This window comes from Micromonospora sp. CNZ280, assembly GCF_011759515.1.
Genome location: NZ_JAAOYP010000001.1, coordinates 1,881,084 through 1,894,297 on the forward strand (window position 1 = coordinate 1,881,084; position 13,214 = coordinate 1,894,297).

Consider the following 13,214-nt stretch of genomic DNA (forward strand, 5'->3'; position numbering starts at 1 on the left):
TCGCGCGGCGGTACGGGTGGCCGGTGCCGGACCGGCCCGGTGAGTAGGCTGACCTCCATGAAGGTTGCAGCGCGCTTCGGACCGGGTCACCGCATCCTCGTCACCGGCGGCGCCGGTTTCGTCCCGTCACACCTGGTGGACGTACTGATCTCCCGGGGCTGCACGGTGGTCGCGCTGGACAACTTCGTCACCGGGTCGAAGGAGAACGTCGCCCACCTGCTGGACGAGCCGAACTTCACGCTGGTCGAGGCGGACGTCTCCGACGGCCTGCCGACCCACCACCCGGCGGTGGCCGAGCGGTTCGACGCGATCCTGCACATGGCCTCGCCGGCCAGCCCGACGGACTTCGAGAAGCTGCCGGTGGAGATCCTCCGGGTCGGCTCGGTGGCCACCCTGCACCTGCTGGACCGCGCGGTCGCCGACGGCGCCCGGTTCCTGATGGCGTCCACCTCCGAGGCGTACGGGGACCCGAAGGAGCACCCGCAGCGGGAGACGTACTGGGGCAACGTCAACCCGATCGGCATCCGCAGCGTCTACGACGAGGCGAAACGCTTCGCCGAGGCGGCCACCATGGCCTACCACCGGAGCCGGGGCCTGGACGCGGCGATCGTCCGGATCTTCAACACGTACGGCCCGCGGATGCGGCCGGACGACGGGCGGGCCATCCCCACCTTCATCTCCCAGGCGCTGCGCGGCGAGCCGATCACCGTGCACGGCACCGGCAACCAGACCCGCTCGATCTGCTACGTCGAGGACCTCGTCCGGGGCATCCTGCTGCTGCTCGACTCCACCGAGACCGGGCCGATCAACTGCGGCACCGAGCACGAGATGAGCATGCGGCAACTGGCCGAGACGATCGTGTCACTCTCCGGCAGCAGCTCCGAGGTGACGTACGTCACCCGGGCCGCCGACGACCCGGAGATGCGCCGGCCCGACCTGACCCTCGCCCGGGAACTGCTGGGATACGAGCCGACCGTGGCGCCCGAAGACGGCCTGCGGCGCACGATCGAGTACTTCCGCGAGCGGCTGGGGTAACCGCGCCGCCGCCACACCGGCCCGCGGATCAGGGCGGTACTCGCTCCGGCTACGTACCCTGAGTTACATGTCAGCGACCACGCCAGCCGGCCTTCCGCTCCCGTACCTGCACCGCAGCGCCGGGCGCGCGTCGGTGCCCGGCTCCGGCCGGAGCGCCACCGGACGCGCCCGCCCGGGTGACGCGCGCTGGTACCCGGCGGGCGACGAACCGCAGGTCGGCGGGCCCGGCGGACCGGGTGGGCCGGGTGGGCCGGGTGGGCCGGGCGGCCCCGGCGGCCCCGGCGGCCGGCCCGGCCGGCCGGAGCGGCGGGGTCCGCGCCCGCGCTGGGGCCGGATCGCCATGGTCGCCGGGGTGGCCGTGCTGGTGCTCGCGCTGCTCGGCGGCGTGGGTGCCTGGTTCTACGCCCGCAACCTGAACAACGACCTGGCCCGCACCGACCCGTTCTCGGAGATCACCGGTGGCCGACCGGCCAAGCCGGTTGAGGGGGCGCTGAACATCCTGCTGGTCGGCAGCGACTCCCGGGACCCGGACGCCCCGGTGGACCAGAGCAGCAAGTGGCGGGCGGACACGATCATCGTGATGCACATCCCCTCCGATCACAAGCAGGCCTACCTGGTCTCCATCCCGCGCGACCTGTACGTGCCGATCCCGGAGAGCGCCAGCGCCGACTGCGGCTCCGGCCAGCGCGGGAAGATCAACGCGGCGTTCGCGTTCGGCGGCCTGCCGCTCGCGGTACGCACCGTGGAGTGCTTCACCGACGTCCGGCTGGACCACGTGATGGCGATCGACTTCGCCGGTTTCAAGCAGGTCACCGACGCGCTCGGCGGGGTCGACCTGAAGGTGGAGCGGACCATCACCTCGATCCACAAGCCGTACCGGACGTTCACCAAGGGCGTCAACCACATGGACGGCGCCGAGGCGCTGGACTGGATCCGGCAGCGCAAGCAGTTCCCGGACGGCGACTTCGCCCGGATGCGGCACCAGCAGGAGTTCCTCCGCGCGCTGATGGACAAGGCGGCGAGCACCGGCACGCTGACCAACCCCAAGAAGCTGCACGACTTCCTCCAGTCGGTGACCGACGCGGTCACCGTCGACCAGGGCTTCTCGTTGATGGACATGGCGGTGCAGTTCCGTAACCTGCGCGGTGAGAACCTCACCTTCGTCACCAGCCCGCACGTGGGCAGCCAGACGATCAACGGGGAGTCGGTGGTGGTGTCCGACCGGGAGAAGGCCCTCGCGATGTACCGGGCGATGGCCGGCGACACGATGGCCGACTGGGTGAAGGCCAACCAGAAGCCGGCCGCGGGCGACGGCGGCTGACCCGGCACGGACCGTCCGGCCGGGCGCCTCGGCGCCGGGCCGGACGTCGACGACCGTCGACACCGGCCGGTGGCCGGATTGCGGCTGCCGGAAGGCCAACCGCCGACCGGTCGCATCGATCTGTCCGTTCGGTCAGATCGCCTGGATGGCCGGCAGGGCAACGGAAATTGGCCGGGAGACGAACTCGCCAGGACGGGAAACCGTACGTACAGTAGTCCCGCCCCTTATCACGCGAGCTGGAGCACGCATGCCGGTTCAGACCAGCCGACGCCCCTCGTCGCTGGAGCCACCCCGCGCGTCCGTCCGGGTGTCCTCCACCGTTCCGGCACAGCCCGGCAGGGGCGGCGGCGCCCCGGCGAAGAAGCGGAAGCGTCGCAAGGATCCGCTCTGGGCCCGGCTCACCGTCGTCTTCGGCGCGGTGCTGATGATGACCAGCGGTGTCGCCATCGTCGGCAGCAAGGCCCTGATCAGCCAGGCCACCGGCAACATCGCCCAGCGGAACCTGCTCGGCGACGCCGGCAAGACCGACGCCGAGGGCGGCGCGAGCCTGGACGGCCCGATCGACATGCTGCTGCTCGGCGTGGACGCCCGGGAGCGCTGGGCCGCCGACGACGTCCGCGCGGACAGCATCATCGTGCTGCACATCCCGGCCACCCACGACCAGGCGTACCTGATCTCGATTCCCCGGGACACCGAGGCGCACATCCCGGCCTTCAAGAAGAGTGGCTACTCCGGCGGGGTCGACAAGATCAACGCGGCGTTCCAGGCCGGCGCCCGCAACGGCGGCGGCTGGGAGGGCGGCGCCCAGCTGATGGCGCAGACCATCAAGAAGATGACCGGGATCAGCTTCGACGGCGCCGCGATCATCAACTTCGGCGGCTTCAAGAACGTGATCGAGGCCCTCGGCTCGGTGCGCATCTGCGTCAAGCAGGAGGTCGAGTCGATCCACATGTCGTACGTCGACGGCAAGCCGATGTGGAACGCGGACGCCAAGAAGACCGGCAAGCCGAGGACCCCGGTGGTGCACAAGAAGGGCTGCCGGGAGATGGAGGGCTGGGAGGCGCTGGACTACTCCCGGCAGCGCAAGACCCTCAAGAACGGCGACTACGACCGGCAGGCCAACCAGCAGCAGCTGATCAAGGCGATGGCCCGCAAGGCCAGCGACAACGGCATGCTGACCAACCCGGTCAAGCTGAACCAGCTGATCAAGGCGGCCGGCAAGGCCTTCATCCTGGACACCGGCGGGGTGCCGGTCGCCGACTTCGTCTTCACCATGCGCGGGGTCACCGCCAACGACCTGACCATGCTGAAGACCAACGGCGGCACCTTCCACGGCGACGGCGCGGGCAAGGAGACCCTCAGCGAGGAGACCCTGGCCATGTTCCGCGCGGTCAAGGAGGACAAGCTGGCCGAGTTCGTCTTCGCCAACCCCGGGGTGATCTCCAACCGCAAGTAGCGGCAGCAGGGGCCGCTCGGCGACCCGGGATGCCAGCGCGACCGGGCGGATCTCGGCAAATCGGACCTGCCCTGGTCACCCCGCCCGTAGCCTGACGTGAGCAGGTTTCACGTACCGGCTGCGGGGAGGGGCGCCACGTCCAGGTCGGGGCGGGACGGACGCGAGCGGATCCGGATGGGCGCCGGGGCCGCGCCGCCGCGCTGGTCCCGCGTCCTGCTCGGCGCCGGCCTGGCGCTCGTACTGCTGGCCGGGCTCGCCGTCTTCGGCCTCCGCGCCCTCACCGACCGGTACGACCGCACGGTGCTCCGGGAGCAACTGCTCGACCCGAGTGCCCGGCGGGACCGGACCGACCTCGACGGGCCACTGAACTACCTGCTGGTCGGCTCCGACGCCCGCCCCGGCGACAGCGGCCCGGACCACCGCACCGACACCATCCTGATCGTGCACGTGCCGGCCGGTCTGCGCGAGGCGTACCTGGTCTCGGTCCCGCGTGACCTGCTGGTGGCCATCCCGGCCAGCGCGAACGGCTTCGGCGGCGGGCAGGACAAGATCAATGCCGCGTTCGAGCACGGCGGAGGCGGCGAGGGCGGCGCCCGACTGCTCTCCGCCACGCTGGCCCGGCTGACCGGAATCCGGTTCGACGGCGCGGCACTGATCGACTTCTCCGGCTTCCGGAAGGTGATCGACCTGCTCGGCGGGGTCCGGATGTGCGTACGGACCGAGGTCCGCTCGATCCACACCGACCGGGTGTTCCGCCCCGGCTGCCAGCAGATGGACGGTGCGCAGGCGCTGGACTACGTGCGCCAGCGCTACGACCTGCCCGGCGGCGACTACGATCGGCAGACCCACCAGCAGCAACTGCTCCGGGCGATGCTGGAACGCGCCTCGGAGAACCTGCTGCGCACCAACCCGGCCAAGCTCGACCAGGTGATCCGCGCGGTGGGCGGCTCGCTGACCGTGGACACCAACGGCGTGCCGCTGGAGGACCTGCTCCTCGCGCTGCGCGACCTGCCCAGCGATGCCCTGCGCGGGGTGCAGGTGCCGTCCTATCCGCAGACCATCGGCCAGGTCTCGTACGTGATGCTGGACAACGGGGGCAACGGGCTCTTCGAGGCCGTCCGGGGCACGGGGGTGGCCGAGTGGGCCCGGGCCAACCCCCGCTGGGTGACCCGGTTGTGACCAGACCGGCGGCCGCGACTGCGGCGGTCGGCCCGACCAGGATCTAGGCTTGGTACCCGTGTTCGGACCCCAGGTACCCACCGTGACCGTCCCCGAGATCACCGACGACACCTACCTGCTCGACGTCCGGGAGGACGACGAGTGGGCCGCCGGCCATGCCCCCGGCGCCCACCACCTGCCGATGATGGAGTTGCCCGCCCGGCTGGCCGAGGTGCCCACCGACCGCGACGTGGCGGTCATCTGCCGATCCGGCGGACGCTCCGCCCAGGTCGTCACCTACCTCACGCGCAACGGCTGGGACCAGGTGCGCAACGTCGCGGGCGGGATGGGCGAGTGGGCCGCCGCCGGGCGACCGGTGGTCGACGGGAACGGGCAGCCGGGGCGGGTCCTCTAGGCGGACGGCATGGCCGAACCCCTGGTCTTCGCGCACCGCGGCGCCTCGTACGACCTGCCGGAGCACACCCTCGCCGCCTACCTGCGCGCCCTCGACGAGGGCGCCGACGGGCTGGAGTGCGACGTCCGGCTGACCCGGGACGGGCACCTGGTCTGCGTGCACGACCGCCGGCTGGACCGGACCAGCAACGGCCGGGGCCTGGTCAGCGCACGTACCCTCGCCGAACTCGAGGCGCTGGACTTCGGCTCGTGGCACCCGGGCTGCGTACCGGCCGACGGGGACGAGGTGCTCGACGAGTCGCACACCCGGCTGCTCACCCTGGAGCGGCTGCTCGACGCCGTACTGGCCGCCGGCCGGCCGGTCCGGCTGCTGGTGGAGACCAAGCACCCGTCCCGGTACGGCGGGGACGTCGAGCGCCGGCTGGTCACCCTGCTGCGCCGGTACGGGCTCGCCGAGCCGAAACCGGACGATCCGGTACAGGTGACCGTGATGTCGTTCTCTCCGCTGGCCGTACGCCGGATGCGGGAGCTCGCCCCGGCGCTGCCCACCGTGCTGCTGCTGGAGGTGCTGCCGCGCTGGCTCCGGCTGGGCCGGCTGCCGTTCGGCAGCCGGATCGCCGGCCCCGGGATCGGCCTGGTGCGGGCCCGCCCGCAGCTGGTCCCGGCGCTGCGCGCGGCCGGCAACCAGGTCTACGTCTGGACCGTCAACGAGCCGGCGGACCTGGACCTGGTGCTCTCCGCCGAGGTGGACGGGATCATCACGGACCGGCCGGCGCACACCCTCGCCCGGCTCGGTCGCCGGCCACCACCGACCGCTGACCTCGGCCGGTGATCACCGGGTGGGGTGTCCCGCCGGGTGCGACGGGTCGGCCCGCCCGGGGGTGTCCGAAAGCCGGACGGCGCGGCACACTCGGGGCATGCCGGAGCGCACCGACTACGCGGCTCTCATCGCCGGCCACCGGGTGGTCATCGAGATGATCAACTGTGGCGACGCCGGGCTGCCGGTCCTCACCCAGCTGCTCCGGGTCGCCCAACCGGCGCTCGGCGCGGCGGCCATGGCGTTCGTGGAGTTCGGGCCGGCCGGCGGCCGGGTGATCGCCGCGACCGGGGCCGCCGAGTGGGCCGTGGGCCGGCCGCTGCCGGCCACCGACCCGGCCACCGTCTGCCTGCTCGCCGGCCCACGCGTGCAGCAGGTCCGGACGGACCAGCTCACCGGCCAGCTCACCGGCGAACTGGTCGCCCGGGGCCTACACCGGATGGTGGTCGCCCGGGCCGAGATCGGCGGGCTCACAGTGGGCAGCCTGCACGCCCTCTACCCGCGAGGTGACGAGGACCCGGGCACCGAGCAGCACGCCGTGGTCGCCTACCTCGCCTCCTGCATCGCGCACATGTACGGCGACCAGAGCGGACTGCCGGTGCACGGTGACGGGCCGGTGGTGGCCGCGCTCGCGGACGGGTTGGCGGTGGTCGACCGGGAGGGGCACGTCCGGCTCTGGAACCCGGCCGCGGCCCAGGTGACCGGCCGGGCGGCCGACCAGGCCATCAACCAGCCGTTGCCGTTTCCGCTGCCGCCGTCCGGCCAGGTGCTCGACCACCGGCTGCCGGACGGCCGGTGGCTGCGGATCACCTCGGGCGAGCTGGCCGGGCCGGCCGCCCTGCGGGTGGTCACCTTCCGGGACATCACCGACCAGCAGCGCCGCCACCACGACCGGGACCTGTTCGTCGCGGTGACCAGCCACGAGCTGCGCACCCCGGTCACCGTGATCAAGGGGTACGCGGACACCCTCACCGACCACTGGGAGTCGCTCACCGACGCCGACCGGCGGCAGGCCGCCCGGGTGATCGGCCAGCGCGCCAACGAGCTGGCCCGGTTGGTGGACCGGCTGCTCTCCTCCGCCACCGAGCCCGGTCCGGGCGACGACCCGCCGGCCCCCTTCGACCTCGGCGACGCGCTCCGGGCCGCGGTCACCGACCTGCCGGCCGAGCTGCGCCACCGGCTCGTCCTCGACCTGCCGGCCGACCTGCCCAAGGCGCTCGGCTACCGGCCCAGCCTGGCGACGGTGCTCACCGAACTGGCCACGAACGCGGGCAAGTACAGCCCGCCCGGGTCGCCGATCGAGGTCACCGCCGGCGCGGACGGGCAGACCGTCTCGTTCCGGGTCAGCGACCGGGGCATCGGCATCCGGCCGGAGCACGTGGAGCGGGCGTTCGACCGGTTCTGGCAGGGCGAGTCCGGCGACCGGCGGCGCTTTCCCGGCGCCGGACTGGGTCTCTATCTCGTCCGCCGGATCGTTGAACAGCAGGATGGTTGGGTATTCCTCCGACCGAGGGCCGGTGGCGGTACGGTCGCTGAGGTGCGGCTGCCCCGCGGGTGACCGGCGGCGGCGAGGCGAGAAGGGGCGACGCGTGTCGACGGGAGCGGGCGAACGGGCGTGGTGCGTGGTGGTGCCGCACCACGCCAGCGGAGCGCGGCTGGCCCGGCGGCGGCTCGCCGAGGAACTGACCGAGGTGGTACCCGCCACACTGCTGGCGGATCTGGTCGCGGTCCTGGCCGAACTGGTCGGCAACGCGGTCCGGCACGCCGACCCGCTGCCCGGCGGGGTGGTCCGGGTGGCCTGGCGGCTGCGCACGTCGGACGAGGGTCAACGGATCACGCTGCGGGTGACCGACGGCGGCGCGACCGAGGGGCCGCGGATCCGGTCGGCCGACCCGGATGCGGCCGACGGCCGTGGCCTGCACATCGTCTCCGGCCTGGCCAGCCGCTGGGGCGTGGACCGCGACGGGCTGGGGCAGAGCGTGTGGGCCGAGTTCGAGCCGGTCGGCGCGGCCCGGTCGGACCTGGTCGCGGCCGGCTGATCGGGCAGCGCAGGCGGGTCCTGCCCACGCCGTCCGGCCGCGGGCTCTAGGCTGTCTCGCCGTGAGCAAGCGTCGAAAGAGCCAGCGGGCCGCCGAAGCCACCCCGAAGCGGGAGAAGGTGCGCGACGTCTTCGTGCCCCGCCCCTTCGAGGGGCTGACCGACGAGCCGGAGTGGATCGCGCTGCGCGAGCTGGTGCCGGCCGCCTCCGCTCCGCTGCGGCTCGTCCCGGAACTGGTCGAGGAGTTCGGCGAGCGGCCGGTCACGCTGGCCACCGTGCTGCCGATGGCGGCGCCGGCGATGACCAAGCCCGACGGGCGGGTCCTCATCGGCCTCCAGCGTCACCAGCAGTCCGGTGACGTCTCCCGGGACCTGGCCGACGCGCTGCTCTGCGCGCTGCGCACCGAGCCGGGCCGCCAGGTCGCGGTGCCGCCGCTGCCCGGCCCCGGCCCCCGGCTCCAGGACGTCCTGGTCGACGGCCCGCTGGAGATCACCATGCACGACGGGTTCGAGTTCTGGCTCGACCCGGGCGCCGGCGAGGACCCGACCGTGCAGGCGTCCCTGGAGCGGGCCAACGCCGCCGTCTACCCGACCGTGCGGCTGACCGCCGCCCGGGCCGCGTACTGGTGCCAGGTGCCGGAGAAGGCGCACGTGCGCTGGGTGCTCCCGGACGACGAGGACGCCGCGCTCGACGCGCTGGCCCGGCTCGGCGCCGCCGGCACGCTGACCCTCGGCGGGGACACCCGGTTCGCCGGCATGTTCCGCGCGCACGGGCGGCTGGTGCCGGTCTGGGATCTGCCGGAAGAGACACCGGCCGGCGAGTGGGAGGACCCGGTCGCCCAGTTCGCCAAGCGGTACGCCGAGGCGCTCGCCGACACCACCCCGCTGGACGCCGCCGGCCGCCGCTCCCGCCAGGGCCTGCTCGGCCGCCAACTCACCCTCCGCTGACCCACCCCCCGCCCCCCGCCGCGCCGCGCGTCGGGTCACTCGTTCACGGAAAGAGTGGCCTTCCCGGGCGAAACAGCCACTCGTTCAGTGAACGTGCGCGGATCTTGGGGCGGGGGCGGGGGCGGGGTCAGGGGCGGAGGGGGTCGCGGACGAGGGGGCAGGACATGCAGCGGGGGCCGCCGCGGCCGGAGCCGAGCTCCGAGCCGGCGATCGGGATCACCTCGATGCCGGCGCGCTCCAGCTGCGCGTTGGTCTCCACGTTGCGCTCGTAGCCGACGCAGAGCCGGGGGGCCAGGGCGAGGGTGTTGTTGCCGTCGTCCCACTGCTCGCGTTCAGCGGTGACCGGGTCCAGCCCGGTGTCGATCACCCGGAGCTGGTCCAGGTCCATCGCGTCGGCGGCGGCCCGCAGGAACGGCGCCGGGCCGTCCACCCGCGGATCCTCGCCGTCCGCGCCGGCGATCACGGTGTACGCCGAGAGCGTGTTCGCCACGTTCGGGTACATCAGCACGGCGTCCACGTCGACCATCGTGCAGACGGTGTCCAGATGCATGGTGGCCCGCTCCTGAGCGATCGGCACCACCAGGATGGTGTGCGCCAGCCCGGCGGCGAAGACCTGCCGGGCGAGACGTTCGGCCCCGGCCGGCGTGGTCCGCTCACCCACCCCGACGGCGAGTACGCCGGGCGCGAGCAGCAGCACGTCACCGCCCTCCAGGTGCTCCAGGTGCGGGTGGTAGACGGCCTCGGTGCCGACGAAGCGCGGGTGGTGGCGGTAGATGGCGTCGGTCAGCGTGGTCTCCCGGCGCCGGGCCGGCATGGCCAGGCTGGTCACCCCGACCCGGTCGCCGATCCAGAGCGACGAGTCGCGGGTGAAGAGCAGGTTCGGCAGCGGGTCGATGACGAAGTCGTGCCGGTCCATCAGCGTGTAGACCAGGCCACCCGGCCGTTCCGGGCTGAGCCGCAGTTCCTCGTGGGCCAACCCGGCGATCAGCACGTCGGCCAGCGCCACCGGGTCCAGGTACGCGAGGTGGTCGGCGACCCGGGCGCGCAGGGTGTCGCCGAGCCGGGGCGCGCGGAGCACCTCCGCGGTCAGCTCGGCTCGCGCCTCGTCCACGGCGAGCGTCTCGGCCAGCAGGTCGGCCAGGTAGAGCACCTCGACCCCGCGCCCGCGCAGCGCCGCCGCGAAGGCGTCGTGCTCCTCCTGCGCCCGCCCCACCCACGGAATCGCGTCGAACAGGAGCGAGTCGTTGTTGCGTGGGGTCAGCCGGGCGAGTTCCGGGCCGGGTCGGTGCAGCAGCACGGTGCCGAGCCGGCCGACCTCGCTGTCGACGAAGTGGGTCACTCTCGCAGCGTAGGGCAGGGTTTGGCGGCATCCGAGAAAACAACTGTGGATGAATATGGCATTCATCCACAGTCATTCCGGCGCTCCAACTTGCCGAGCCCCGGGACTGGCAACGTAGGGTAGTGAGGACATAACTTCGAGGGACCTTTTGCCGGAGGTCGCGATGACTGTCTTTCCCGCTCGCCGAGCCGTACCCCCGACCCGGGCACTGCCGCCCGCGGCGGTGCCACACCCCCGGGTGGAGTCGCCGGGGGTCCTCACACCGTCCCGTCCGTCCCCGTTGGAGTGGGCCCGCCGCCGGCGGGCGGAGCGGGGCGCGCGGCGGTTGGAGGCGGCCGGCGCACGGGCCCTGGGCCAGCTCGACCACCTCGGTCCGGCCTGGCACGTCATCGAGTGGCCGCGCACCGACGTCGCGGACGTCCTGCTCGACCACGGCCAGGACGACCGGGCCGGCTTCCTGGCCATCGGTCCGAGCGGCCTGTTCGCGGTCACCATCGCCGACCACGGCCGGGCCCGGGTGCTGGTGGCCGGTGACGTGGTGCAGATCAACGGCAAGCGACCGCCGTACGTGGCCGAGGCCCGCCGGGACGCCAAGCGGGCCAGCAAGGCGCTGAGTACCGCGGTGGGGCATCCGATTCCGGTGACGCCGGTGCTGACCTTCGTCGGCTCCGGCGTCATCAGCGTCTACGGGCTGCCGAAGGACTGCCTCATGGCCACCCACCGCGAGCTGGACCGGCTGCTGGTGGCCGCGGGCAACCGGATCAGCCCGGCCACCGCCGAGAAGCTCTCCCGGGTCGCCCAGCACCCGAGCACCTGGCTGAACGGCACCTACCGTCCAGCGGCCGACTACCGGTGGTACGAGGAGGGCCGAACGGCCGCTGACAAGCCGGCCACCCGCCGGTAACGTCACCGGCGACGCCACGCGGCCCGGTCCGGTGTCGGCACCGTCGGTCGCGCCGTCGCCGGCCCGCCCGGTCAGGGCATCGTTCACCACCGGCGGCCCGGTGGCTCCCGCACGGTCGGCGACGGCCGAGGCGACCGGCTAGCGTGGACAGACCGTCGGTGTACATAGGAGGCGCGGTGGCCCACGTCGAACTCTCGCTCTCGGAAGTCCTCGCGCCCCCGGCCGGGACACCGACAGCGCAGGAGGTCGACAACTTCGGGCAGTGGTCGCTGACCGTGTCCCACGCCGACGAGCCCTGCCTGCTGATCGACGCCGAGGCGACGGTGGTCGCCGTCTCCGCCGCCGGGTGCGAGCTGCTCTGCCTCGGTGCGCCCGAGGACGTGATCGGGTTGCCGTTGCTCGGCGGCGGGCTCCGGCTGCTCGACTTCACGGCCAACCCGCGCGAGCTGACCGAGCAGGAGATCGACAAGATCCCGCCACTGCTCGCGCTCTCCTCCGGGCGGCTCGCCCGCGGCCTGCTCCGCGTACAGGCGGCGTCGACCGGGGCACCGGACGCGACCGTCGACGCGATCTCCACTCCGGTGCTCACCGACGGGTCGGTCGCCGGGTCGCTCACCTTCTTCTCCGAGGTCTGAGCTGCGGCCCGGTGTGGCGCTCGCCGCACGCGGCGAAGCTGGGGCCGACCCGCCACCAGGCCGTAGGGTGCCCTCATGCTCGATATCGCTCTGCTGCCGGGGGAGTACGCCGTGTGCCGGTTGGCCGCCGACTCCACCCTGCCGCCGGGGCTGTCGGGCGGGCTGAGCGACGGCAACGTCGTCACGGTGACCTGGACGGCCGACGGCATCTCGTTGATCTGCCCCGCCGACCGGGTACCCGACCAGGCCACCATCGAGACGGTCTGGCGGTGCCTGCGGGTGGCCGCACCGGTCGACCTCGCGGTCACCGGCACCCTCGCCGCGCTGGTGGACCCGCTCGCCGAGGCCCGGGTCAGCGCACTGGCCTTCTCCAGCTACGACACCGACTACCTGCTCGTCCCGGCGGTCCGCCTCGGCGCGGCGACCAGCGCGCTGGAGCGGGCCGGGCACCGCGTCCTGCGCTGAACCGCGGCCGCCGCTTCACCGCGCCGACCGATCCTCCTACGATGGGCTCGGCCAACCCCGGCCGCAACGACGACCCCCGATGTCCGAGGTCACCCCGTGCCGTCCACCCCACCCCGCCGCGCCCCGCACGGATCGCCCCGCCCTGTCCGGCTGCCGCCGGGCCGGTGGCCGGCGGTGGTCGTCGCGCTGACCGCCGGGGTGCTCGCCGGCTGCGGCACCCCACCGGAGCTGCGTACCGCCTCACCCGCGCCGGTGAGCACGCCGAGCCGCACAGCCGCCCCGACGCCGACCGTCACCGCACCGGCCCCGGTCGCCCCGACCGGGCTGCCGGGGCTCGGCACGTCCACCCCGACGGCCGACGCCGGACTGGTCGCGGTGGCCTGCACGAACGGGCCGACCGGCGCGCGGGTGATCGACCTGGTGCGCGGCCGGGGCGGAGTGCTCCCCCGGGACGTGCGGGTCCGGGTGGTCAGCGGGCCGCTCTGCGCCGCCGACTGGCAGTACACGGTGCTCGACGTGACCGGCCACGAGCAGCTCCAGGTGGTCACCCGGGGCTCGGGCGGCGCCCCCCGGCTGGTCACCGCCGGCACCGACGTGTGCACCGTGGAGGTGCGGGCGGCCGGCCCGCCCGGGATCCGGAACCTGGCCTGCGAGGGCGGCACGCTCGGCGTACCGGGTGCGTAGG

At 73.4% G+C, this 13,214-nt stretch carries 14 protein-coding genes; 13 read left to right on the top strand and 1 reads right to left on the bottom strand.

Annotated features, from left to right (window positions below; all coding sequences use genetic code 11):
* Positions 1-57: 57 nt before the first annotated feature.
* The 9 genes from FHX32_RS08940 to FHX32_RS08980 all read left to right on the top strand — a co-directional run bounded on the left by FHX32_RS08940 (position 58) and on the right by FHX32_RS08980 (position 9,186).
* On the top strand, positions 58-1,035 hold the full coding sequence (locus FHX32_RS08940) for a UDP-glucuronic acid decarboxylase family protein (protein ID WP_167180276.1): 978 nt from the start codon (positions 58-60) through the stop codon (positions 1,033-1,035).
* Between the two features lie 67 nt (positions 1,036-1,102).
* Positions 1,103-2,356, top strand: coding sequence for an LCP family protein (locus tag FHX32_RS08945; RefSeq protein WP_167180277.1), 1,254 nt, complete (start codon positions 1,103-1,105; stop codon positions 2,354-2,356).
* Between the two features lie 247 nt (positions 2,357-2,603).
* Complete coding sequence (locus tag FHX32_RS08950; protein ID WP_167180279.1) at positions 2,604-3,812, top strand: LCP family glycopolymer transferase; 1,209 nt, start codon at positions 2,604-2,606, stop codon at positions 3,810-3,812.
* A 174-nt stretch (positions 3,813-3,986) separates the two neighbouring features.
* Positions 3,987-4,991 carry an LCP family protein gene (locus FHX32_RS08955; protein WP_167180280.1) on the top strand — a complete coding sequence of 335 codons (1,005 nt, stop codon included), beginning with the start codon at positions 3,987-3,989 and terminating at the stop codon, positions 4,989-4,991.
* A gap of 58 nt (positions 4,992-5,049) precedes the next feature.
* Positions 5,050-5,385 carry a rhodanese-like domain-containing protein gene (locus FHX32_RS08960; RefSeq protein ID WP_167180281.1) on the top strand — a complete coding sequence of 112 codons (336 nt, stop codon included), beginning with the start codon at positions 5,050-5,052 and terminating at the stop codon, positions 5,383-5,385.
* A gap of 9 nt (positions 5,386-5,394) precedes the next feature.
* The gene (locus tag FHX32_RS08965) at positions 5,395-6,216 is read left to right on the top strand and encodes a glycerophosphodiester phosphodiesterase family protein (RefSeq protein WP_167180282.1); all 822 of its coding nucleotides are present in this window, start codon (positions 5,395-5,397) and stop codon (positions 6,214-6,216) included.
* A gap of 85 nt (positions 6,217-6,301) precedes the next feature.
* The gene (locus tag FHX32_RS08970; protein WP_167180284.1) at positions 6,302-7,759 is read left to right on the top strand and encodes an ATP-binding protein; all 1,458 of its coding nucleotides are present in this window, start codon (positions 6,302-6,304) and stop codon (positions 7,757-7,759) included.
* A gap of 64 nt (positions 7,760-7,823) precedes the next feature.
* The gene (locus tag FHX32_RS08975; protein ID WP_231928930.1) at positions 7,824-8,240 is read left to right on the top strand and encodes an ATP-binding protein; all 417 of its coding nucleotides are present in this window, start codon (positions 7,824-7,826) and stop codon (positions 8,238-8,240) included.
* A 61-nt stretch (positions 8,241-8,301) separates the two neighbouring features.
* The gene (locus tag FHX32_RS08980; RefSeq protein ID WP_167180286.1) at positions 8,302-9,186 is read left to right on the top strand and encodes a DUF5926 family protein; all 885 of its coding nucleotides are present in this window, start codon (positions 8,302-8,304) and stop codon (positions 9,184-9,186) included.
* A 127-nt stretch (positions 9,187-9,313) separates the two neighbouring features.
* On the opposite strand, the gene FHX32_RS08985 is transcribed toward FHX32_RS08980, so the two are convergent.
* Complete coding sequence (locus FHX32_RS08985) at positions 9,314-10,525, bottom strand: arginine deiminase (RefSeq protein ID WP_167180287.1); 1,212 nt, start codon at positions 10,523-10,525, stop codon at positions 9,314-9,316.
* Positions 10,526-10,688: 163 nt separating this feature from the next.
* On the opposite strand from FHX32_RS08985, the gene FHX32_RS08990 reads away from it, so the two are divergent.
* The 4 genes from FHX32_RS08990 (at position 10,689) to FHX32_RS09005 (ending at position 13,213) form a co-directional block, all read left to right on the top strand.
* A complete protein-coding gene (locus tag FHX32_RS08990) occupies positions 10,689-11,429 on the top strand; it encodes a hypothetical protein (RefSeq protein ID WP_167180289.1) in 741 nt (246 codons plus the stop codon).
* A gap of 176 nt (positions 11,430-11,605) precedes the next feature.
* Entirely contained in the window at positions 11,606-12,064 is a 459-nt protein-coding gene (locus FHX32_RS08995) for a hypothetical protein (RefSeq protein WP_167180290.1), read from the top strand.
* Positions 12,065-12,139: 75 nt separating this feature from the next.
* The gene (locus FHX32_RS09000; protein ID WP_167180291.1) at positions 12,140-12,529 is read left to right on the top strand and encodes an ACT domain-containing protein; all 390 of its coding nucleotides are present in this window, start codon (positions 12,140-12,142) and stop codon (positions 12,527-12,529) included.
* A 150-nt stretch (positions 12,530-12,679) separates the two neighbouring features.
* Entirely contained in the window at positions 12,680-13,213 is a 534-nt protein-coding gene (locus FHX32_RS09005; protein ID WP_167182447.1) for a hypothetical protein, read from the top strand.
* The last annotated feature ends 1 nt before the right edge of the window (position 13,214 follow it).